The sequence below is a fragment of the Serratia sp. JSRIV002 genome, assembly GCF_019968725.1.
Taxonomy (GTDB): Bacteria; Pseudomonadota; Gammaproteobacteria; order Enterobacterales; family Enterobacteriaceae; genus Chania; species Chania fonticola_B.
Genome location: NZ_CP074143.1, coordinates 2535283 through 2558353 on the forward strand (window position 1 = coordinate 2535283; position 23071 = coordinate 2558353).

At 54.2% G+C, this 23071-nt stretch carries 23 protein-coding genes; 15 read left to right on the forward strand and 8 right to left on the reverse strand.

The annotated features are described in order from the left end of the window. Positions 1 to 2: 2 nt before the first annotated feature. From KGP26_RS11795 to rne, 7 genes are all read right to left on the reverse strand, one after another. Complete coding sequence (locus tag KGP26_RS11795; RefSeq protein WP_037374869.1) at positions 3 to 644, reverse strand: LuxR C-terminal-related transcriptional regulator; 642 nt, start codon at positions 642 to 644, stop codon at positions 3 to 5. A gap of 214 nt (positions 645 to 858) precedes the next feature. Beyond that, positions 859 to 1971, reverse strand: a complete 1113-nt coding sequence (solA, locus tag KGP26_RS11800) for an N-methyl-L-tryptophan oxidase (protein ID WP_223665478.1) — start codon at positions 1969 to 1971, stop codon at positions 859 to 861. A 145-nt stretch (positions 1972 to 2116) separates the two neighbouring features. Then, on the reverse strand, positions 2117 to 2371 hold the full coding sequence (gene bssS / locus KGP26_RS11805) for a biofilm formation regulator BssS (RefSeq protein WP_024485935.1): 255 nt from the start codon (positions 2369 to 2371) through the stop codon (positions 2117 to 2119). Positions 2372 to 2612: 241 nt separating this feature from the next. Continuing rightward, complete coding sequence (locus KGP26_RS11810; protein ID WP_223665479.1) at positions 2613 to 2891, reverse strand: hypothetical protein; 279 nt, start codon at positions 2889 to 2891, stop codon at positions 2613 to 2615. A 134-nt stretch (positions 2892 to 3025) separates the two neighbouring features. Further along, on the reverse strand, positions 3026 to 3265 hold the full coding sequence (dinI, locus tag KGP26_RS11815) for a DNA damage-inducible protein I (RefSeq protein ID WP_094982280.1): 240 nt from the start codon (positions 3263 to 3265) through the stop codon (positions 3026 to 3028). A 74-nt stretch (positions 3266 to 3339) separates the two neighbouring features. Next, a complete protein-coding gene (gene pyrC / locus KGP26_RS11820; protein ID WP_021178314.1) occupies positions 3340 to 4389 on the reverse strand; it encodes a dihydroorotase in 1050 nt (349 codons plus the stop codon). Positions 4390 to 4640: 251 nt separating this feature from the next. Then, the gene (rne, locus tag KGP26_RS11825) at positions 4641 to 7907 is read right to left on the reverse strand and encodes a ribonuclease E (protein ID WP_223665480.1); all 3267 of its coding nucleotides are present in this window, start codon (positions 7905 to 7907) and stop codon (positions 4641 to 4643) included. Between the two features lie 553 nt (positions 7908 to 8460). Here rne and rluC point away from each other — a divergent pair. Further along, entirely contained in the window at positions 8461 to 9429 is a 969-nt protein-coding gene (gene rluC, locus KGP26_RS11830; RefSeq protein WP_021178312.1) for a 23S rRNA pseudouridine(955/2504/2580) synthase RluC, read from the forward strand. 2 nt (positions 9430 to 9431) lie between these two features. Here rluC and KGP26_RS11835 read toward each other — a convergent pair whose 3' ends face one another. Continuing rightward, positions 9432 to 10013, reverse strand: coding sequence for a nucleoside triphosphate pyrophosphatase (locus tag KGP26_RS11835; protein WP_218519453.1), 582 nt, complete (start codon positions 10011 to 10013; stop codon positions 9432 to 9434). Between the two features lie 141 nt (positions 10014 to 10154). On the opposite strand from KGP26_RS11835, the gene yceD reads away from it, so the two are divergent. From yceD to ptsG, 14 genes are all read left to right on the forward strand, one after another. Continuing rightward, positions 10155 to 10676 carry a 23S rRNA accumulation protein YceD gene (gene yceD / locus KGP26_RS11840; protein WP_024485941.1) on the forward strand — a complete coding sequence of 174 codons (522 nt, stop codon included), beginning with the start codon at positions 10155 to 10157 and terminating at the stop codon, positions 10674 to 10676. 16 nt (positions 10677 to 10692) lie between these two features. Continuing rightward, a complete protein-coding gene (rpmF, locus tag KGP26_RS11845) occupies positions 10693 to 10860 on the forward strand; it encodes a 50S ribosomal protein L32 (protein WP_004943042.1) in 168 nt (55 codons plus the stop codon). A 12-nt stretch (positions 10861 to 10872) separates the two neighbouring features. Further along, the gene (gene plsX, locus KGP26_RS11850; protein WP_071680507.1) at positions 10873 to 11907 is read left to right on the forward strand and encodes a phosphate acyltransferase PlsX; all 1035 of its coding nucleotides are present in this window, start codon (positions 10873 to 10875) and stop codon (positions 11905 to 11907) included. A gap of 6 nt (positions 11908 to 11913) precedes the next feature. Further along, the gene (locus KGP26_RS11855) at positions 11914 to 12867 is read left to right on the forward strand and encodes a beta-ketoacyl-ACP synthase III (protein WP_218519452.1); all 954 of its coding nucleotides are present in this window, start codon (positions 11914 to 11916) and stop codon (positions 12865 to 12867) included. 18 nt (positions 12868 to 12885) lie between these two features. Beyond that, positions 12886 to 13815: an ACP S-malonyltransferase gene (gene fabD, locus KGP26_RS11860; protein ID WP_094982275.1), complete on the forward strand. Its 930-nt coding sequence runs from the start codon at positions 12886 to 12888 to the stop codon at positions 13813 to 13815. A 12-nt stretch (positions 13816 to 13827) separates the two neighbouring features. Continuing rightward, a complete protein-coding gene (gene fabG, locus KGP26_RS11865; RefSeq protein ID WP_024528544.1) occupies positions 13828 to 14562 on the forward strand; it encodes a 3-oxoacyl-ACP reductase FabG in 735 nt (244 codons plus the stop codon). Positions 14563 to 14716: 154 nt separating this feature from the next. Beyond that, positions 14717 to 14953, forward strand: coding sequence for an acyl carrier protein (acpP, locus tag KGP26_RS11870; protein WP_004719003.1), 237 nt, complete (start codon positions 14717 to 14719; stop codon positions 14951 to 14953). An 81-nt stretch (positions 14954 to 15034) separates the two neighbouring features. Continuing rightward, positions 15035 to 16276, forward strand: coding sequence for a beta-ketoacyl-ACP synthase II (gene fabF / locus KGP26_RS11875; protein ID WP_024485943.1), 1242 nt, complete (start codon positions 15035 to 15037; stop codon positions 16274 to 16276). A 121-nt stretch (positions 16277 to 16397) separates the two neighbouring features. Then, a complete protein-coding gene (gene pabC / locus KGP26_RS11880) occupies positions 16398 to 17195 on the forward strand; it encodes an aminodeoxychorismate lyase (RefSeq protein WP_223665481.1) in 798 nt (265 codons plus the stop codon). 13 nt (positions 17196 to 17208) lie between these two features. Further along, the gene (gene mltG / locus KGP26_RS11885; RefSeq protein WP_094982273.1) at positions 17209 to 18234 is read left to right on the forward strand and encodes an endolytic transglycosylase MltG; all 1026 of its coding nucleotides are present in this window, start codon (positions 17209 to 17211) and stop codon (positions 18232 to 18234) included. Then, a complete protein-coding gene (tmk, locus tag KGP26_RS11890) occupies positions 18224 to 18862 on the forward strand; it encodes a dTMP kinase (protein WP_021804713.1) in 639 nt (212 codons plus the stop codon). Before mltG ends, tmk begins: the two co-directional genes overlap by 11 nt. Further along, positions 18862 to 19869, forward strand: a complete 1008-nt coding sequence (holB, locus tag KGP26_RS11895; RefSeq protein ID WP_059200558.1) for a DNA polymerase III subunit delta' — start codon at positions 18862 to 18864, stop codon at positions 19867 to 19869. Before tmk ends, holB begins: the two co-directional genes overlap by 1 nt. Positions 19870 to 19883: 14 nt before the next feature. After that, the gene (locus KGP26_RS11900; protein WP_059200559.1) at positions 19884 to 20660 is read left to right on the forward strand and encodes a metal-dependent hydrolase; all 777 of its coding nucleotides are present in this window, start codon (positions 19884 to 19886) and stop codon (positions 20658 to 20660) included. A 339-nt stretch (positions 20661 to 20999) separates the two neighbouring features. Then, positions 21000 to 22433, forward strand: a complete 1434-nt coding sequence (gene ptsG, locus KGP26_RS11905; protein WP_021804710.1) for a PTS glucose transporter subunit IIBC — start codon at positions 21000 to 21002, stop codon at positions 22431 to 22433. Positions 22434 to 23071 lie beyond the last annotated feature (638 nt).

Sequence of the window (23071 nt, forward strand, 5' to 3'; positions counted from 1 at the left end):
GCTTAAACGGCGGCCCGCAGCTCTAACGAAGCCGAACCCACCGGCTTAAAGGTGGTGGGTTCTGGCGGATAGAAATAACGCAGTATGTTATACAGTGAATAAAATTCAAGCCGGTTACGCACGTTGATTTTCTCGGTGATATGGCGTTTATGCACGTACACCGTATGGGCGCTGATCTGTAATTTTTTGGCGATGCGATAATTCGGCATTTCGGACATCCAATAGCGCATTACCGTCAATTCTTGCGGGCTGAAAAGCGAATGAGCCTCTTCATCCTTCATTAGCTCACTTGGGCTTTTACTTAGCGTTTTTAGCGCAATGGGTAGCACGGTTTTGTTGAATAAAAAAGTATTGCTGGCAATACGCAGCGGGCTTTCACTGTAGGGATAAGGAGCATCCAGATAAATATATACCGTTGCACGCCAGGCCGCCGTGATAAACGCTGAAAGCAGTTGATTGTCTGTTGTGCAGCGGCAGTAGTTGGACAGATTCACCAAAATATGGCTGGGTTTGAAACTGGCCAGTAGAGGAAGCGCGGTGTCGATGTCTGGGCAGCAGTTTACTGACGCAAACACGTTGTCAGTAAAGTGGTTGGCGATCCCAATACGAGTGAAACAGCATTCGTCCACAACGAGTAGTTTCATAGTGACGTCCTTGTTGAAGATACAAAACGGCTAGAGCCTAATTATGTAAAATAGGCCTTACCCGGTTGTGGGATCAATTCGGAAATCCAGTGGCTATAGGAAGATATTTCCGTCCATAGCTTATTTTTCATTAATATCAGTAGGTTGGTGTATTCATATCGCTGGGGTTTTCCCCTGCCGCTTGCCAGAGCGGGGCGAACAGGGGATTGAACGGTCAGAAACGCCGCAGGCTGAAGGGTGTGATATCCAGGGATGAAGGCTTATCTTGCGCAAACAGCGCGGCTATCTCACCCAGTACGCTGGCAAACTTAAAGCCGTGGCCGCTCAGGCCGGTGATCACCATCAGGCGTTGGCAGCTAGGCAGGGTGTCGATAATAAAGTCTTCATCCGGGCTCATATCATAGCTACAGGCTTCACCGTGCAGACAGACGCCAAGCCCTGGCAGGAAGTGGCGCAGAAAGCCGAATACTTCGGTACCGTCGCTGGCCAGGGAGCCGAACGGCTTGCGCTGATCCGCTGTCTCCATCGGTTGTCCACCATCATGTTTACCGACCTTTAAGCCGTCATTCTCAGAGGGGAAACCGTAGTAGTGGCAGCCGTCTTGCGCTTCAACGGTGAAAGCCGGAAAGCGGTTGTTTTCGCTGTAACGACCATCTGCCTGATACCACGAAAACACCTTACGCACCGGTGAAACAGGAAGCTGTGGTAACAGATTTTTGACCCAGGTTCCCGCGCAGACCACGGCTTTACGCCCTTGGTAGCGCCCCTCTGAAGTCACGACCTCAACCCCCTGATCGATTGGCTCGATGGCGGTTACCGGACAATTAAACAGTTGGGCGCAGCCCGCTTCTCTGGCCAATCTGACGTAGCTGGCAACAATCAGTTCCGAGCGCAGTATTCCTGCATCTGGTTCGAACAGGCCGACATAACCCGTTGGCGCGGTGAACTCTTGCCAGCGTTGTTGGATCTGTTCGGCGCTCAGTAACTCGTTATGGAGGTTGAAGTTTTTGGCACTGCGCTGTGCCGTGGTGACAAATTCACTGTCTTGTGGCCCCAGGGTGAGCACGCCACAGGGATGAAACAGCTTGTCGCCGCTTTTCTGCTCTAATCCATTCCACAGTGCCTGGGCACGCAGCAGAAAAGGCACATATTTTTCGCCCTCGCCGTAAGCATGGCGGATGATACGGGTATCGCCGTGGTGGCTGCCCTGACGATGCGGGGGGAAAGCGCTGTCGATCATTAAGACCTTAAGGCCTGCGGCTGTCGCATAATAGCCTGCAGCAGCCCCAACCGAGCCACTACCCACGATGATCAAGTCATATTCCACGTGCCATGTCCTTTCTTTGATGTGTCGCTGATGGCAGATATGATAAGAGTTTGGCGGCGGTAATGCACCATGAACCGATGCGGGTCGATACAAAAGAAAAGGCGCCGGTTAATTGCCGACGCCTTAGCGGTTGAGGGTGAATGGGTTAATGTTTTCTGCGATCAAGGTCTAAATAATCCGTAGATTCTATCTTGGCGATGCCAGCCTCTAAAATATTGATTAATTGGCGGGCAACGTCTGTGGTTAGCCAAAGAGTCCGATCCACTTGCGCTTCTTCGGCTGTTTGGTCTAGTGAAGACAGGTAATGAAGGCGAATCATCATGGCATCATAAACATCGACGGTACTGATATCCCAGCCAACAAGCGGATGTGTCTGTATTACTTCATCATTTCTGTCCATAAAGACCCCTTATCAAGTAGTGACTAGCTGGAGTTACTAACGAGGATCAATGTGTCTCACCTTCATGGTGAGCTTTTACAGTATACGCATTCAGGATCTGGCGTGGGGTGTTTTCCTGCGGTTTATTGCAAATAAATATTTTTTGCGTAATTAATCGGCTAGCGGAGTGGATAGCTGGGGGTTTTAGGTAAAGGGTTGGGGCAGCTGCATGCTGCGCCCGTGCTTAAGTCATCTAACAATATTACTCTTCGGCGGCAGGAGGAAGTTTCACGTGCGCATGACTTTCCAATTCGGCTGCCAAATGGGCGAAATGCTTTTGCATTTCAGGATCGCGGTTCTGATTTTGTGCTTCCAGTTTAAGGTTGTGGATCAGCAACTGGTTGGCTTTGTCATTCAAGCCAAAAGACAAATAAGAGAAAGCGACCTCGAGTACGCTCAGTCGCCGTTTTTGATCGGCGATCAGGGCCAGCAACTCGCCAAAGGTCATCGCTTCTTCGGGCTTGTCTTTATCAGGAACCATTGTTTATACCTTTGTTGCACCATAAGTTGTCTAATCATTACAGACCACAAGTGCTGTTTCTTCCAGGCAAAACGACGATACGGCAGAAACAAAAAAGCCGGAGAGCGACCCCCGGCAACAACGACATTGCAGAATTATTCTGCACTGAACCAATCGTCGGCACTTTCCCAGGTTTCCTGGAGTATCTCCTCGATCAGGTCTTTATCTGTTTTGGCACCGCCCATGACGGAAAGGCCATTGGCACCGGCATAACGGATCTGGACGGTAGTGTCAGGAAACTGGCGATTGACCCGTTTAGTGAATTCGCCGGTCAGGGCTTCGATAGCCCCCGGCGGCAGTGGTTTGGTTTTATCTATAGTGACTTCAACACGCATAATTGCCCCCGGAACTGTCTACTGGATATTTATACAGTCAACTGGCGCCGGAGGCAAGAGCAGAAATAAAATATTTAGCAGTCTGTCACTGACCAGTTGATGGTCTCACCGGCCAGGAAGGGCACCACGGCTTCATTACCCAACGTGATCTCCTCTGGCTGGGCCACCGGCAGGCGTTGCAGCGTGATAAAGTCCTGGTTAACCGGCAAGCCGTAGAAGCGGGGGCCATTCAGCGAGCTGAAGGCTTCCAGGTGCTCCAGGGCGCCTAATTGTTCAAATACGGTGGCATAGGCGGGCATCGCGTTCGGGGCGTTAAATACCCCTGCGCAGCCACAGCTGGTCTCTTTACGGTGTTTGGCATGAGGTGCCGAGTCGGTGCCGAGGAAGAAGCGGTCACAACCGCTGGCAACGGCGCTGCGTAACGCTTCCTGATGGATGTTACGCTTGAGGATTGGCAGGCAGAACAGGTGTGGCCGGATCCCGCCTACCAGCATGTGGTTGCGGTTAAACATCAGGTGCTGTGGCGTAATGGTGGCACCAAGGAAACGATTGCCTTCCTGCACGTACTGAGCGGCTTCCCGGGTAGTGATATGCTCGAATACGATTTTTAATTCCGGGAACTGGCGGCGTACCGGCTCCATCACCTGTTCGATAAAGCGAGCCTCGCGATCGAAGATATCCACGCTGGCATCGGTGACTTCACCATGGATCAGCAGCGGCATACCCATCTTCTGCATCTGCTCAAGCAGGGGATAAATCCCGGTCACATCGCTCACGCCGTGGCTGGAATTGGTGGTGGCATTGGCTGGATAGAGCTTGGCAGCGGTGAACACCCCTTGCTCAAACCCGTTGACCAGCTCCGCCGCAGCGAGGGAATCCGTCAAGTAGCAGGTCATCAACGGCGTGAAGTTATGTTCTGCGGGGAGCGCAGCCAGAATACGTTCACGATAGCTACGTGCCGCGGCAACGGTGGTGATCGGTGGGGCCAGGTTCGGCATCACAATCGCCCGGCCAAACACCTGACTGGTATAGGGCAGAACCGTTTTCAGCATGTCGTCGTCACGCAAATGGATATGCCAGTCGTCAGGGCGGCGGATTTTCAGGGCTTGGGGTTGTGCGGTCATGGTGCAGAGCTCCGGCGGTCAAAAAATCTTAATAAAAGCGAATAAACGGGGGTTATTCACGCCGGGGTGAAAGGATAAGCGGAAAACGGTTTGGATGCATCTGTTAGTTAATGACAAGTTGAAATCAGTTGGCTTAGGCGAACAGAGCAACTTGGGCATTGGGCGTTAACAAACTGAAAAGAAGGGCATGAGTGTTCAGTAGTAAGAAAAAACCCGCCATCTAGGCGGGTTTTTTTATGGCAGGGATTAACTTAGTCGTTAACCGGCTGCGGTTTGGTCGCTGGAGCAGTGGCCTGATTCGCCGCTGCATGGCCGCCAGCAGAACCTTTTCCGTCAAAGTTGAAGGAAGGGCGCTGCCACTCGCTGGTCTTCGCGGCTTCCTGCTGATAATCCGGCGCAGGCGCTTTGGTCATCGGGGCGGTAGCGATATGCTTGTAGAGTGCCGGTTGTGGTTGTGCAACCACTGGGGCCGCTTGCACTGGAGCTGGAGCAGCCTCTGGCTGTGCTGACACGACTTCCGGCTCTGCGGTTACAGTAGCCTCTGCAGGGGCGGCCACAACGGCTTCCACTACAGTTTCTTCCACTACAGGCTCTTGCACTGCGGGCTCAGCGATAACGGGTTCAGCTTGTACCGTGGCATCTGCAACCGTCTCATCCTCAGTTGTTTCACTGACAACGGTTTCAACCGGTGCAGTTTCTACCGGGGCTTCAACTACCGGTGCTGCCACCGATTCAGCCACTGCCGGAGCGGTTTCAACGACGCTTGGCGCTTCGTTGACTACAGGCTGAACAGGAGCGGCTTCAACAGCCACCGGTGCAGCAGCAACGGCTACGGTTTCTACCGCCACTGGCGCTTGAGCTTCTTCGTGTTCAACGTAGACGGCTGCTTGTGCCACAGGATAGCTGACCCAAACCTTGCCTGAAGCCATCTCTGGTGAGGCAAACGCCCCGGCCAACGGCATTGGCGACTGGTTCGGATAACGTTCGTCACGATAGCGACGACGACGCTGACCACTGACGCGCAGATGGCGTGGAGAACGACGAGAGCGACGTGGCATGCCGTTTTCACCGTTTCCACGGTTGTCAGCTTGCGCGTCATCTTCAGACTGGGCCGCAATGGTCTGTGGCAACAGTTTAACGTTTTCAGCCACTACCGGAGCCTGGCTTTCTTCTACCTTGGCAACTGGCGCTTTAGGCGCTAACAGCTCTTCAGCGGCGCGATGCAGTTCTTCTTCCGCCGACAGGACGCGAACTTTCTGCGTGAGTGGACGGCGTTGACGACGCTGCGTTGGCTGCTGATGACGGTCTTCATCTTCGTCATTGCTATGGCTGGCAACAACGACTTCCGCAGTTTCTGGCACTTTGACGTCTTGTGGAGCTTGGCGTTTTTCTTCCTGACGACGGCGTTGACGCTCGGCACGCTGTTCACGGCGCTGTTGCTGATCTTCGCGCTGTGCCTTGGCCGCTTCTTCAGTCTGCACTTCGGTGTTGGCAGCCGCTGGTGCAGTCTGTTGTTGTGCGTTACGGCGGTTGTTGCGGCGCTGATCGTCACGGCTTTCACGCGGTTCGCGCGGTTCGCGATTTTCGCGTGGTTCACGATCACCACGTTCACGGTTGTCACGCCCTTCGCCACGTTCTTTACGCTCGCCACGTTCACCTTTACGGCCAGAGCCTTGGCGGCGTTGACCACGACGATCCTGACGGCGGTTGTCGCTGTCTTCCGTTTTCTCAGCTACGACCGGTTTAGCTTCAACCACCGGCGTTTCTTCACCGGCGAACAGTGACTTCAAGCCACCGAACAGACGGCTCAACAGGCCAGGTTTGGCCTCAGCAGCGGGGGGTGATGCAACTGCCGGTTTGGCGGCAACGGCAGGCTTGCTAACCACAGGCTCTTCTTCCTGCGGTGGAGCATCCTGTGACAGGGAGAAGGAAGCCAGAGCCGGCTGCTCGCGTTTGCGCTCGACTGGCGCATCATCCTGCGGCTGGGCCATTTCTTCTTCATGCAGCTTCGGCAGCAGGTAGCTCAGGGTTGGTGTTTCTTCACCCTTGCGTACGCGCAGCACGGAGTAATGCGGAGTTTGCATCTGATCGTTTGGCACGATGATCGCTTTCACGCCACCCTGGCGCTTCTCGATCGCGCTGACAGAATCACGTTTTTCGTTCAGCAGGTAGGAAGCAACCTGAACTGGTACGATGGCGTGAACTTCTTTGGTGTTCTCTTTCAGCGCTTCTTCTTCGATCAGGCGAAGAATAGACAGCGCCAGCGATTCGTTATCACGGATGGTGCCGGTACCGGTACAGCGCGGGCACACGTGGTGGCTGGACTCACCCAGTGACGGGCTGAGGCGCTGACGGGACATTTCCAGCAGGCCGAAGCGAGAGATACGGCCAATCTGAATGCGGGCACGATCCTGGCGGACGGCATCGCGCAGACGGTTTTCCACTTCACGCTGGTGACGAACCGGGGTCATATCGATAAAGTCGATAACGATCAGGCCACCCAGGTCGCGCAGGCGCAATTGGCGAGCAATTTCATCTGCGGCTTCCAGGTTGGTATTGAATGCGGTCTCTTCGATGTCGCCACCGCGGGTTGCACGCGCGGAGTTGATATCGATAGCGGTCAAGGCTTCGGTGGTGTCGATCACGATGGAACCACCGGAAGGTAGACGCACTTCACGTTGGAACGCGGACTCGATCTGTGATTCGATTTGGTAATGGCTGAACAGCGGGATTTCGCCACTGTACAATTTAATCTTGCTGCTGAAGTCCGGGCGGCCCAGGGCAGCGATGTGCTCTTTGGCCAGATCGAGTACCTTCGGGTTGTCGATCAGGATTTCGCCGATGTCCGGACGCAGGTAATCGCGGAATGCTCGCACGATAACGTTGCTTTCCTGGTGGATCAGGAAAGGAGCAGGGCGGCCTTCGGCGGCTTTTTTAATCGCTTCCCAGTGCTTGAGGCGGAATGACAGGTCCCATTGCAGAGCGTCGGCAGATTTGCCAACGCCAGCGGTGCGGACAATCAGACCCATGCCGTCTGGCAATTGCAGCGAGGAGAGCGCTTCTTTCAGTTCGGTACGGTCGTCACCTTCGATGCGGCGGGAAATACCACCGGCACGCGGATTGTTCGGCATCAGAACCAGATAGCTACCGGCCAGGCTGATGAAGGTGGTCAAGGCGGCGCCTTTATTACCCCGTTCTTCTTTATCAACCTGAACGATGACTTCCTGGCCTTCACGCAGCACATCTTTGATGTTTGGGCGACCATGGGAAGAGTAATTGCTTGGGAAGTATTCGCGAGCGATTTCTTTTAGCGGAAGGAAACCATGTCGTTCAGCGCCGTAATCAACGAACGCGGCCTCGAGACTAGGTTCAATTCGAGTGATTTTGCCTTTGTAAATATTCGCTTTTTTCTGCTCATGGCCAGGGCTTTCAATATCCAGATCGTACAGCCGCTGTCCATCTACAAGGGCAACACGCAACTCTTCCTGCTGAGTTGCGTTAATCAACATTCTTTTCATCTTAACTTACTCGTTTTTTTTACATTATCGACAAAGCTGCGGGCAAAATAACCTCATGGCCAGGTTAAAACCGAAAACCCCGTGTCTTCTCGCAAAGCCGTCAACCTCACGGTTGTCGCCTGCATAGGGGCGCATTATCTCGGTAAGCCTGTATTTCTTTGTGAAACACAGCGCTTTTGACTCAGGGAATAGCCTCTGATGTATGTTGACAGATCTGATTCCATTTGCCGGCCAAGCTGCAACCCGCAGCCCGCTAATTGTTTGATTTCACATTACGTCTTACGCCATTGCTGCGTTTTTGTGCAACCAGACAAACTGTATAATTCCGCAATTCTCCTCGTTTCAAGGGGATCGGCACGGAAAGTTACAGCATTATTCCATTGCAAGTACCTTTATAGCAAGGTGACTTTGCGCTAACTGTGGCGGAAACCGCAAACGATCAACCTGGCTTGCTGCCTTATTGTTCGCTGGCGTTTCTTTCACAGTCTGAGAGACAGTTAAGCACATAAAAAGAGGTGGCGCTATTGACGCGCTCTATTTAGAATCCCGCCCCATGAAAACGAACATTCCCGCAGTACAATTAGTGACGATTTCTGACGATGAAGCCGGTCAGAGAATCGACAATTTTTTGCTTGCCCGCCTGAAAGGCGTGCCGAAGAGCATGATTTATCGCATCGTGCGCAAAGGCGAGGTGCGGGTCAATAAAGGCCGCATCAAGGCTGAATATAAACTGGCGGCGGGCGACGTGGTGCGCATTCCTCCGGTTCGGGTCGCCGAGCGTGAAGATGCGCCGGTTTCCGCCAAGCTGGATAAAGTTGCTGCCCTGGCGGATTGCATCCTTTATGAGGACGATCACCTGTTGCTGCTCAACAAACCTTCGGGAACGGCGGTGCATGGCGGCAGTGGCCTGAGTTTTGGCGTGATCGAAGGATTGCGGGCATTACGTCCGGAAGCACGTTTTCTGGAGCTGGTGCACCGTCTGGATCGCGACACCTCCGGCGTGTTGATGGTGGCCAAGAAGCGTTCGGCGCTGCGTTCGCTGCACGAGCAGTTGCGCCTCAAGGGGATGCAGAAGGATTATCTGGCGTTGGTGCGCGGCGAGTGGCAGTCGCACTGCAAAGCGGTGCAGGCACCGTTGCTGAAGAATATTTTGCAGAGCGGGGAGCGCATTGTCCGCGTCAACAGCGAAGGCAAACCTTCGGAGACCCGCTTCAAGATCGAAGAGCGCTTTGAACATGCCACGCTGGTGAAGGCCAGCCCGATCACCGGGCGTACCCACCAGATTCGTGTGCATACCTTGCATGCTGGGCATCCGATCGCCTTTGATGACCGTTATGGTGACCGGGAGTTCGATCGCCAATTGGCGGGCACCGGCCTGAAACGCCTGTTCCTGCATGCGGCAGCGCTGCGCTTTGAACATCCTGCCACCGGCGAAACGATGCGCATCGAAGCGCCGATGGATGACGAACTGCGTCATTGCCTGCAGGTATTGCGCCAACGGACCGCCGCAGCCAAAAAATAAGTTTATACCAGCGGGTTGACCCCTTCAGCCCGCAACATTTCCAACAATGCGATCAGCGGCAGGCCAATCAACGCATTCGGATCGCGGCCCTCCAACTTATCAAACAGCGCAATCCCCAAACCTTCACTCTTGAAGCTGCCTGCGCAGTTGAGCGGCTGTTCCAGGCGCACATAGGTTTCGATTTCCACTTCGCTCAAGGCACGGAAATGAACGTGGAAAGGTTCACACATCACCTGTAGGCGTTGGCTACGGCTATTATAGAGCGCCAAACCGGTATAGAAGGTCACCTGCTGGCCGCTGGCCTCACGTAGCTGCTGGCGGGCGTTCTCTTCGCTATGGGGCTTACCGGTGATTTCTCCGGCGATCACGCAGACCTGATCGGAACCGATAATCAGATAATCAGGGTAGGCCATAGCCAGCGCCTGAGCCTTGGCCGCCGCCAGGCGCAGCACTAAAGCCTCGGCACTTTCACCGGGCAGCGGTGTTTCATCGGTTTGCGGTGCTGCACAAATAAAGGGCAGGTGCAGCTTTTCCAACAGTTGCTGGCGATAGATCGAGGTTGAGGCAAGTAAGAGTCTTTGCATAATTTTTTCCACAAACCGTAGCGTAAATATGTCGCTCATCTTAAACTGTCGGCCGCTCTGGAAGCGAATATTGGTGAAAGGTGCCGTTTTAGGGCCTTTTTCTTTGACTCTATGACGTTACAAAGTTAATATGCGCGCCCTATGCAAAAGGTAAAATTACCCTTGACCATTGATGCGGTACGTACCGCTCAGAAACGCCTGGACTATGTTGGTTCCTACGCGCCTGAGCTGGTTACACGTGTTGCCGACTCCGTGGTCAGTGTGGACAGTGATGTCGAAGTGCAGTTGTCGTTTGATATTGATAACCAGCGCCTCGCGGTGATAACAGGGCATGCGGACGTCGCGGTAACGCTGATGTGCCAACGCTGTGGTGTCCCGTTTGCACACCAGGTCCACACAACATATTGTTTTAGCCCGGTCGTCAATGATGAGCAGGCTGAGGCATTACCGGAAGCGTACGAACCGATCGAAGTTGACGAGTTTGGCGAAGTCGATCTGTTGGCAATGATTGAAGATGAAATTATTCTTTCACTGCCTGTCGTTCCGGTACATGAATCTGAACACTGTGAAGTGTCCGAAGCGGACATGGTGTTTGGCAAACTGCCTCCTGAGGCGGAGAAACCAAATCCATTTGCCGTATTAGCCAGTTTAAAGCGTAAGTAATCGAGGAGTAAGGTCCATGGCCGTACAACAAAATAAACCAACCCGTTCCAAACGTGGCATGCGTCGTTCACACGATGCCCTGACCACCACCACCTTGTCTGTAGATGCGACTTCCGGTGAAACTCATCGTCGTCACCACATCACTGCCGACGGTTTCTACCGCGGTCGCAAGGTTATCGGCTAAGTCAGCGATACTTTGACTCGTCTAACCCTGGCGTTAGATGCAATGGGCGGGGATTTCGGTCCCTGCGTCACAGTGCCTGCTTCATTGCAGGCACTGGCCTCTAATTTACAGCTTCATCTCCTGTTAGTCGGCGATCCCGACGTCATCTCCCCGTTACTTGCCAAAGCCGATCCGTCTGTCCTGGAACGCTTGCAAGTCGTACCTGCCGAATCGGTTATTGCCGGTGACGCGAAGCCTTCACAAGCGATCCGGGCCAGCCGAGGTACCTCTATGCGCATTGCGCTGGAGTTGATTAAAAGCGGTGAGGCGCAGGCTTGTGTCAGTGCAGGGAATACCGGGGCGTTGATGGGGCTGGCCAAGCTGCTGATCAAACCGTTGGACGGCATTGAACGCCCGGCGTTGATGACTGTGATACCTAACCAACAGCGCGGTAAAACCGTGGTGCTGGATCTGGGGGCCAACGTAGAATGCGACAGCACGATGCTGGTGCAGTTCGCGGTCATGGGAGCAGTGATGGCGGAAGAGGTATTGGGTATCGCGCAGCCACGTGTGGCACTGCTCAATATCGGCGAAGAAGAAACCAAAGGACTGGATAATATCCGCGAAGCCTCCGCCGTACTTAAAAAAACGCAGGCAATCAACTATATTGGTTATCTGGAAGGCAACGACCTGCTCACCGGTAAAACCGATGTGATGGTCTGCGACGGCTTTGTCGGCAACGTCACTCTGAAAACCATGGAGGGTGTGATAAGACTGTTCTTGTCGCTACTCAAGTCATCCTCCGATGGGGGAAAACAGGCGTGGTGGTTAAAATTGTTGGGTCGTTGGTTACAAAAAAGGGTGGCAAGGCGTTTTGGTCATCTGAACCCCGACCAGTATAATGGTGCATGTCTGTTAGGATTGCGGGGAACCGTGATCAAGAGCCACGGCGCTGCAAACCAAAACGCGTTTGCGGTGGCAATCGAACAGGCTGTACAGGCGGTGCAGCGGCAAGTTCCGGACAGGATTGCTGCGCGCCTTGAAGCTGTATTACCCAAGAGTGACTGATCGTTCATGTATACAAAGATTCTCGGTACGGGGAGTTACTTACCCGCACAAGTGCGCACCAACGCTGACTTAGAAAAAATGGTGGATACGTCTGACGAGTGGATCGTGACTCGCACCGGTATTCGTGAACGTCGTATCGCTGCCCCGGATGAAACCGTGGCAACCATGAGCTTCCATGCCGCGTCTCACGCGCTGGAAATGGCGAGTGTGGCTAAAGAAGATATCGGCCTGATCGTGGTGGCGACCACCACCTCAAGCCATGCGTTCCCAAGTTCTGCCTGCCAGGTACAGCAGATGCTGGGTATTCAGGACTGCGCGGCGTTTGACATCGCGGCGGCCTGTGCTGGCTTTACCTACGCCTTGAGCGTGGCCGATCAGTACGTCAAGAACGGCGCGGTAAAACATGCGCTGGTGATCGGCTCAGATGTGCTGTCGCGCACGCTCGATCCTGAAGATCGCGGCACGATCATCCTGTTTGGCGACGGTGCTGGCGCGGTAGTGCTGGGGGCTTCTGAGGACCAGGGCATTATCTCTACCCATCTGCATGCCGATGGTCGCTATGGCAATCTGCTGGCTCTGCCGAATAAAGATCGTCAGAACCCGGATCATCCTGCTTACGTCACCATGGCGGGTAATGAAGTGTTTAAAGTGGCAGTCACCGAACTGGCACATATCGTTGATGAAACGCTGAAGGCTAACGATCTTGACCGCAGTGAACTGGATTGGCTGGTTCCGCATCAGGCCAACCTGCGCATCATCAGCGCAACGGCAAAAAAACTGGGTATGGGGATGGAGAAAGTGGTAGTGACGCTCGATCGTCACGGAAACACTTCTGCCGCCTCGGTACCTGCGGCGCTCGACGAAGCCGTACGCGACGGGCGCATCCAGCGTGGTCAGCTGGTGTTGCTGGAAGCATTCGGCGGTGGCTTTACCTGGGGCTCGGCGCTGGTTCGCTTTTGATTCAACAGGAATAAAAAAATGACGCAAACTGCTTTTGTTTTTCCAGGCCAGGGTTCTCAAACCGTTGGCATGTTGGCCGATTTGGCCGCACAGTTTCCCATTGTGGAACAAACTTTTAGCGACGCTTCTGCGGCTTTGGGTTACGATCTGTGGCAGTTGGTGCAGACTGGCCCGGCAGAAGAGCTGAATAAAACCTGGCAGACACAGCCAGCGTTGTTGGCGGCCTCCGTTGCCATCTTCCGTGTCTGGCAGCAGCAGGGCGGTAATATGCCGGTGATGATGGCTGGCCACAGCCTGGGTGAATACTCGGCGCTGGTGTGTGCCGGTGTGCTGGATTTTGCTGCGGCTATCCGTTTGGTCGAGTTGCGCGGCAAGCTGATGCAGGAAGCGGTACCGGAAGGTACCGGTGCCATGTACGCCATCATCGGTCTGGATAATGCCTCGATTGCCAAAGCCTGTGATGAGTCTGCTCAAGGCCAGGTAGTTTCACCGGTGAACTTCAACTCTCCGGGGCAGGTCGTTATCGCGGGTAACAAAGAAGCGGTTGAGCGTGCAGGCGCAGCTTGCAAGGCGGCCGGTGCCAAACGTGCACTGCCGTTGCCGGTGAGCGTGCCTTCGCACTGCGCACTGATGAAACCGGCTGCCGATAAGCTGGCTGTAGCGCTGCAAGACATCACCTTCAACGCGCCGCTGGTTCCGGTAGTCAATAACGTTGATGTACGCGCAGAGACCGCGCCAGAAGCTATCCGCAGTGCGTTGGTTCGCCAGCTGTACAGCCCGGTGCGCTGGACGGAAAGCGTAGAATTTATGGCGGCAGAGGGTGTGACTCTGCTGTTGGAAGTGGGCCCAGGCAAAGTGCTGACCGGCCTGACCAAACGCATTGTCGACACCTTGACGGCGGCAGCGGTTAACGATACTGCCAGCCTGTCTGCGGCGTTGGAACAGTAAAAGAGGATAACCATGAGCTTCGAAGGGAAAATTGTCCTGGTCACCGGCGCAAGCCGCGGTATTGGCCGGGCTATTGCAGAGTTGTTTGTTGCACGTGGCGCCAAGGTTATCGGCACCGCTACCAGCGAGAGCGGTGCTGAAGCCATCAGCAGCTATCTGGGTGAGAACGGCAAAGGCTATATGCTGAACGTGGTTGATGCGCAATCTATCGACAACGTTTTGACCTCGATTCGCGCAGAATTTGGCGAAATCGACATTTTAGTGAATAATGCCGGGATTACGCGTGATAACCTGCTGATGCGAATGAAGGATGATGAGTGGCAGGATATCCTGGACACCAATCTGACTTCCGTATTCCGTCTGTCAAAAGCGGTAATGCGAGCTATGATGAAAAAGCGGTTTGGCCGTATCATCTCTATCGGTTCCGTTGTTGGCACCATGGGGAATGCAGGGCAGGCTAACTACGCGGCGGCTAAAGCCGGTCTGATTGGTTTTAGTAAGTCTTTGGCACGTGAGATCGCTTCACGTGGCATTACGGTCAACGTCGTGGCTCCTGGCTTTATTGAGACGGACATGACACGGGCGTTGACAGAAGATCAACGCGCAGGCATTTTGACTCAGGTTCCGGCTAGCCGGCTTGGGGAAGCTAAAGAAATCGCCAGCGCTGTTGCATTTTTAGCCTCTGACGAGGCCAGCTACATCACCGGTGAAACGTTACATGTCAATGGCGGCATGTATATGATTTAAAAAATGCGAAAACTATTTGCGTTATTTGAGGTAAAAACCGCAAAATAGCGTAAAATCGTGGTTTGACCAGCCGGGATTTAGTTGCATCTTTTTCAACATTTTATACACTACGAAAACCATCGCGAAAGCGAGTTTTGATAGGAAATTTAAGAGTATGAGCACTATCGAAGAACGCGTTAAGAAAATCATTGTTGAGCAACTGGGTGTTAAGCAGGAAGAAGTATTGAACAACGCTTCTTTCGTTGAAGACCTGGGCGCTGATTCTCTTGACACCGTTGAGCTGGTAATGGCTCTGGAAGAAGAATTCGACACCGAAATTCCAGACGAAGAAGCTGAGAAAATCACTACTGTGCAAGCAGCTATTGATTTCATCAACGCTAGCCAGCAGTAAGCGAACATATCTAGGCGGTCACTCGACCGCCTAAGTTTTTTCTATCCCTAGCGTCATATTTTCCCTCCTTGGAGGACAAACGTGTCTAAGCGTCGAGTAGTTGTGACCGGACTGGGCATGTTGTCTCCTGTCGGCAATACGGTAGAGTCCACATGGAATGCTCTTCTTGCCGGTCAGAGTGGCATCAGCCTGATCGACCATTTCGATACTACTGCCTATGCAACGCGCTTTGCTGGCTTGGTAAAGAATTTTAACTGTGAAGATTTCATCTCGCGCAAAGATGCGCGCAAGATGGATGCCTTCATTCAATACGGCATCGTCGCCGGCATGCAAGCCATGCAGGATGCGGGGCTGGATATCAACGAGGCGAACGCCAATCGTATTGGTGCCGCTATCGGCTCTGGTATCGGCGGCCTGGGGTTGATTGAAGAGAACCATAGCTCACTGGTTAACGGTGGCCCACGGAAAATCAGTCCGTTTTTTGTGCCTTCGACCATTGTGAACATGATTGCCGGTCACCTGACCATTATGTACGGCATGCGTGGCCCAAGTATTTCCATCGCTACTGCCTGTACCTCAGGTGTCCATAACATTGGCCATGCCGCACGTATCATCGCTTACAATGATGCCGATGTGATGCTGGCCGGTGGCGCAGAAAAAGCCAGTACCCCTCTGGGTGTCGGCGGCTTTGGGGCGGCTCGTGCGCTCTCAACCCGCAATGACAACCCACAGGCCGCAAGCCGCCCCTGGGATAAAGACCGTGATGGTTTTGTCCTGGGCGATGGTGCGGGGATGATGGTGCTGGAAGAGTACGAACACGCAAAACAACGCGGTGCGAAAATTTACGCCGAAATTGTCGGGTTTGGTATGAGCAGCGATGCCTACCACATGACATCACCACCGGAAAACGGTGCTGGTGCCGCCTTGGCGATGGAAAACGCACTGCGTGATGCAGGTGTGACAACGTCACAGATTGGTTATATCAACGCGCATGGCACCTCGACGCCGGCCGGTGATAAGGCAGAAACCCAAGCGGTGAAATCCGTATTTGGCAGCGATGCCAACCGGGTGATGGTCAGCTCCACCAAATCGATGACCGGCCACCTGCTGGGTGCCGCTGGGGCGATTGAGTCGATCTTTACCGTATTGGCTCTGCGCGATCAGGCGGTTCCACCTACCATCAATCTGGATAATCCGGATGAGGGTTGCGATCTGGATTTCGTACCACACGAAGCGCGCCAGACCAAAGATATGGAGTTCACGCTGTGTAACTCCTTCGGCTTCGGTGGCACTAATGGTTCGCTGATTTTCCGTCGCGTATAATTATTGCCAACTTAAGTTGATAAAGGCCCGGTGCATTTTGACCGGGCTTTTTTTATGGCTCCAGGCCGTTTATCGTAGTATGCGCCTGTTATGCTGTAGTGATAACACAGTGAGGAAACGCATGTACTGGATCAATGGACAACAACATGACGCCCTGGCAGCCAGCGATCGCGGTTTGCAGTTTGGCGACGGCTGCTTTACCACCGCCAGAGTAGTGGATGGCAACATCGATCTTTTCCCTTGGCATCTTGAGCGCATGCAGCAGGCGGCACAGAAGTTGCTGCTGCCTGCAGTGGACTGGGCGGCATTTGAACTTGAGATGCGCCATGCGGCAGGCTCTCTGTCCCTTGGCGTGGTCAAAGCGATACTGACCAGAGGCAGCGGCGGACGAGGTTACAGCCCGCGCGGCTGCGCTGCTCCTACACGGATCGTTTCACGCAGCACCTATCCCGCTCATTACCTGTCATGGCGTGAGGAAGGGATCAGCCTGACGCTCAGCCCGGTAGCGCTAGGGCGTAATCCATTGCTGGCTGGCCTGAAACACCTTAACCGCCTGGAGCAGGTGTTGATCCGCGCACATCTTGACCAGGCCGATGCCGATGAGGCGCTGGTGCTTGACACTGCGGGTATGCTGGTGGAATGCTGTGCGGCTAATTTGTTCTGGCGTAAAGGAAAAAGCGTCTTTACGCCAAATCTGGATCAGGCCGGTGTCGCCGGTGTGATGCGCCGCCGCGTGATTGAACTTCTGGCGGGCAGCGAGTATCTACTGCATTACGTCAGTGAACCGCTGGAGACGCTGGCCGATGCGGAGGAAGTGCTGATATGCAACGCGCTGATGCCGTTGCTGCCGGTGAATAGGGCACAATCATGGCGCTACCCTTCGCGCCAACTGTATGATTTTTTGCGACCACACTGTTAATGATGGCTGATCGATGAAGAGAAAAAAGCTCAAGATTGTTGTACTGCTGCTGCTCCTGGCGTTGGCTTCGCTGTATTGGGGGCATCAGCGGATTGAACGCTTTGCCGAGACTCCGCTGGCGATTGGGCAGGAAACCTACTTCAAACTGCCCGCAGGCACTGGCCGTGTGGCGCTGGAAGGGCTGCTGGTACGCGACAAGCTGATCCACAATGGCCGTTGGTTCCCGTGGTTACTGCGCCTGGAGCCGGAACTGGCCGAATTCAAGGCGGGTACCTACCGTTTAATCCCGGGGATGACGGTGCGCCAGATGCTGAAACTGTTGGCGAGCGGCAAAGAAGCCCAGTTCAGCGCGCGCTTTATCGAGGGGTTGCGTCTGAAAGATTGGCTGCAGGTGCTGCAAGAGTCCAAATACGTCAAACATACCCTGGCAGGTAAAAGCGAGGCGGAAATCGCCAAGGCACTGGGGCTGCCGGAAGGTGGCGTGCTGGAAGGCCGTTTGTATCCAGATACCTATCTCTATACGGCGGGAACCACCGATCAGGCATTGTTAAAGCGCTCGCAGTTGCGGATGTACAAGGCATTGCAGGACGTTTGGCATGCGCGAGACACCAGCTTGCCATACAAAACGCCGGAAGAGTTGCTGACGATGGCTTCGATCGTTGAGAAGGAGACGGCTGTAGCGGAGGAACGCACCAAGGTCGCTTCGGTGTTTATCAATCGCCTGCGTTTGGGCATGCGTTTGCAAACCGATCCTACGGTGATCTACGGCATGGGCGACAGTTACACCGGTAACATCACCCGTAAGGATCTGGAGACGGCAACGCCCTATAACACCTATGTGATCAGTGGCCTGCCGCCAACGCCGATCGCCATGCCGAGCCGTGCTTCACTGGAAGCCGCTGCCAATCCGGCTAAAACCGATTATTTGTACTTTGTTGCCGACGGCAAGGGTGGCCATACGTTCACCACCAACCTGGCAAGCCATAATGCTGCGGTGCGTGTCTATCGGCAGGTACAAAAGGAAAAGAATGAAAAGTAACTTTGTAGTGATTGAAGGCTTGGAAGGTGCGGGTAAAACCACCGCGCGCAATACCGTGGTCAACGTGCTTAACGAGCAGGGTATTAATGACATTGTATTTACCCGTGAACCGGGTGGTACGCCACTGGCGGAGAAGCTGCGCGAGCTGTTTAAATGCGGCGCAGACGGCGATTTGCCGACCATCAAGGCGGAACTGCTGATGATATATGCCGCGCGGGTGCAACTGGTGGAAACCGTTATCCAACCGGCGTTGGCGCGGGGAGCCTGGGTAGTGGGCGATCGTCACGACCTTTCCGCGCAAGCCTATCAGGGCGGGGGCCGGGGAATCGATCCACACTTGATGAGTTCGCTGCGTGATACGGTATTGGGTGACTTCCGCCCCGACCTGACCCTTTATCTCGACTTGCCTCCGTCGGTAGGCCTGCAAAGGGCGCGTGCGCGCGGAGAGTTAGACCGTATTGAGCAAGAAGCGCTGCCGTTCTTTGAACGTACCCGCGCGCGCTATCTTGAACTGGCGGCGCAGGATGCGAGCATCGTTACCATAGATGCGGCACAAACGCTGGAACAGGTCACCGCCGATATTCGCCAGGTGGTTGTACAGTGGCTGCAACAGCAGGAAGGGGCGTAATGAACTGGTACCCGTGGCTTAACGCTCCCTATCGTCATTTGGTGGGGCAGTATGCGGCTGGGCGTGGCCATCACGCATTACTGCTGCATGCGGCGGTGGGCAACGGCGATGCTGAGCTACTCTATGCCCTTAGCCGTTGGCTGATCTGCCAAAAGCGCAATGGTGAAAAGAGCTGCGGTGAGTGTCACAGCTGCCGGTTGATGCTGGCAGGCAACCACCCGGACTACCACGTATTGGCCCCGGAAAAGGGCAAGAGTAGCTTGGGTATCGAACCTATCCGCCAGGTGATTGAGGTCCTCTATTCCCATGCCCAGCAGGGGGGAGCCAAGGTGGTGTGGCTATCGCAGGCAGAACTGTTGACCGAGGCCGCCGCCAACGCCTTGCTGAAAACCCTGGAAGAACCTCCGGCCAATACCTACTTCCTGCTAGGTTGCCGTGAGCCCTCACGCCTGCTGGCGACACTGCGTAGCCGCTGTTTCTACTGGCATCTGGCCAGCCCGGATGAACAGCTGAGTCTGCAATGGCTTAACCGCCAGGGCGCGGGCAATTCGGTCGATCGCCTGACCGCATTACGCTTGCATGACGGTGCTCCACTCGCAGCCGAACAGTTGCTGCAACCGAATCGCTGGCAACAGCGGGCCGCACTGTGCAACGCCTTGAACACCGCTCTGCCGCAGTGCGATATGTTGGCCCTGTTGCCGGCACTGAACCATGACGACGTGGCGGACCGGCTACACTGGCTATGCGCGTTGCTGATGGACGCGATGAAATACCAGCAGGGTGCCGCGAGCTATGCTCTGAACCAGGATCAATTGCCACTGGTCCAGCAATTGGCCAGCCGTTTGAGCAGCGTTTCGCTCCAGCAAATCATGCAGCAGTGGCTTAACTGCCGCCATCAGTTACTCAGCGTGGTCGGCGTTAATCGCGAGCTGTTGCTGACAGAACAGTTACTCGGTTGGGAGCAGATGCTCGGCGCTACCGGCTACTCACCCCCTCATTCGTTGTAAAAGAGTTAATTATCATGTTATTAGTAGATTCTCACTGCCACCTCGACAGCCTGGACTTCGCCACCTTGCACCACAGCGTGGACGATGCTCTGGTCAAAGCCAAAGCGCAGGATGTGGGCTTTGTACTGGCGGTTGCCACCACGCTGCCGGGTTACCAGGCGATGACCCAACTGATCGGTCAACGTAACGATGTCGCCTTCTCCTGCGGCGTTCATCCGTTGAATCTGGAGGGGGGCTACGATTATGCCGAACTGCGCAGTCTGGCTGCGGCAGAGCAGGTGGTTGCCCTGGGGGAAACCGGGCTGGATTACTTCTATCAGCAAGACAATATCCCGTTACAGCAAGAGTCGTTCCGCCAACATATTCGTATTGGCCGGGATCTCAACAAGCCGGTGATTGTGCATACGCGTGACGCGCGTGACGATACCTTGGCCATTCTGCGTGAAGAGAACGCACAGGATTGCGGCGGCGTGCTGCATTGCTTCACCGAAGATTTGCCAACGGCGAAAGCCTTGCTCGATCTGGGCTTCTATATCTCGTTTTCCGGCATTGTCACTTTCCGTAACGCCGAGCCGCTGCGCGAGGTGGCCCGCTATGTGCCATTAGATCGTATGCTGGTGGAAACCGACTCGCCATACCTGGCGCCGGTGCCTCATCGCGGCAAAGAAAACCAACCCGCCTATGTGCGTGACGTCGCAGAATACCTGGCCGTATTGAAGGGCGTCAGTCTAGAAAACCTGGCGCAAGCGACCACCGCCAACTTTTCACGTTTGTTTCACATCGAACTCTGAACCTTCGTCTAGGCTTAGCAAACCGCTGGCGATAATCTAATTCTTTTTAAGCTCGTAATTAATCCTCGAAACGGGTAATGTTCCCACCCGTTTCAGGGGATCGGTCGGGCAAATTTTCATCTTTCTTCACAAAAAGTAGACGATTTTTGAAAAATGGCCGGTCAGATTCATCGAAACGTGACTGCCATCAAACATTGTTCAGGGTATTTATTTTACTCTGCGTAAAAATTAAAGGGGTGCTCAGACACCCTGAAAATGCAGGGGTTTTCTCTCCCCCCTCTGCAACGCGAAAATTCGCGAGAAGTAGCAAAGCACTATTACTCAGGAGCACACTCAACTATGTTCAAGAACGCATTTGCCAACCTGCAAAAAGTAGGTAAATCGCTGATGCTGCCGGTTTCCGTATTGCCAATCGCAGGTATTCTGCTGGGCGTCGGTTCCGCCAACTTTAGCTGGCTACCGCTGGTAGTCTCTCACGTGATGGCGGAAGCCGGCGGTTCCGTATTCGCCAATATGCCGTTGATCTTCGCTATCGGTGTTGCCCTGGGCTTCACTAACAACGACGGCGTTTCTGCATTGGCCGCGGTAGTGGCTTACGGCATCATGGTGAAAACCATGGCCGTGGTTGCGCCGCTGGTGCTGCATTTGCCAGCCGAAGAGATTGCGGCCAAACACCTGGCGGATACCGGTGTGCTCGGGGGGATTATCTCCGGTGCCATTGCTGCCTACATGTTTAACCGCTTCTTCCGCATTCAGTTGCCAGAATACCTGGGCTTCTTTGCCGGTAAGCGTTTTGTGCCGATCATCTCTGGTCTGGCCGCTATCATTCTGGGTGTGATCCTCTCCTTCATCTGGCCACCAATCGGTACGGCTATTCAGACCTTCTCCGAATGGGCGGCTTATCAGAACCCTGTGGTGGCATTCGGTATCTACGGTTTTGTTGAGCGTGCGCTGGTACCCTTTGGCCTGCACCACATCTGGAACGTTCCGTTCCAAATGCAGATTGGTGAATATACCAATGCGGCCGGTCAAGTGTTCCACGGCGACATTCCACGTTACATGGCGGGTGACCCAACTGCGGGTATGCTGTCTGGTGGCTTCCTGTTCAAAATGTATGGTCTGCCTGCTGCTGCGATTGCCATCTGGCACTCAGCCAAGCCGGAAAACCGTGCCAAAGTCGGCGGTATCATGATCTCCGCTGCGCTGACCTCGTTCCTGACCGGTATTACCGAGCCGATCGAGTTCTCCTTCATGTTCGTTGCGCCGATCCTGTACGTAATCCATGCGATCCTGGCCGGTCTGGCGTTCCCAATCTGTATTCTGTTGGGTATGCGTGACGGTACCAGCTTCTCACACGGCCTGATCGACTTCATCGTACTGAGCGGCAACAGCAGCAAAATCTGGCTGTTCCCAATCGTTGGTGTCATCTACGGTCTGGTGTACTACACCATCTTCCGCGTGCTGATTGCCAAACTGGATCTGAAAACCCCTGGCCGTGAAGACAATGCTTCCGAGCAGGTGGCTCAGGGCGGTTCTGAAATGTCTGCTGCGCTGGTTCAGGCATTCGGCGGTAAAGAAAACATCACCAACCTGGATGCCTGTATTACCCGTCTGCGCGTTAGCGTGGCCGACGTATCCAAGGTCGACCAGGCTGGTCTGAAGAAACTGGGTGCTGCCGGTGTAGTTGTGGCTGGCTCAGGCGTTCAGGCGATCTTTGGTACCAAATCCGACAACCTGAAAACCGATATGGATGAATACATCCGTAACAACTGATTCAGGTAGGGGAGTTAATGGGGAGGCTTAGGCCTCCCTTTTTTTGTGTTATTTATTCTGATTTATAAGGATATTTTATTTTGTGTGTCCACAATGTGACCCTAAAGGGAGTTGTGGCCATCCCGATGAAATCATCACGGATAACGGTTTCGTGATAACGGATAGGCGCTGTGGCCATAACGGATAGCCGCGATCCTTTCCCGATCCAACTGTGAAATTTTTGCAAAGTTGAACCGCTGCCCATAATACCCGCCAGACCGCGCCGCGTCTGACTTTTCCCCACAGCTTGCCAATTGTGACAACGTCGAAAATTCTCCCGGCGATCCTCGCGTAAAGTAACGCGATCCTTTTTAAACCAGACAGTTAGCCAGCCAGGGCTGGACGGCGCCCGCGCCAGATTTTGCAAAATAGTGAAAAACATTTCACAGCGTGCAATTGACCAGGACAGCCAACAACCCAGCAACGGCGCGGGCTGGCGGTAGGGTTTGCACCAAAATTCTTTTGCAAAATTTTTAGTAAGCAAAACGTGCAGGCGGGTGCGGTGTAGCGCCGATTTCGTCGCGCAAGCTTTCCGTCACGTCATGCGCTAGGGCTGTGGGCGGGCTGTGATAAGGCGATAGGTTACGCGGTGATGCGTG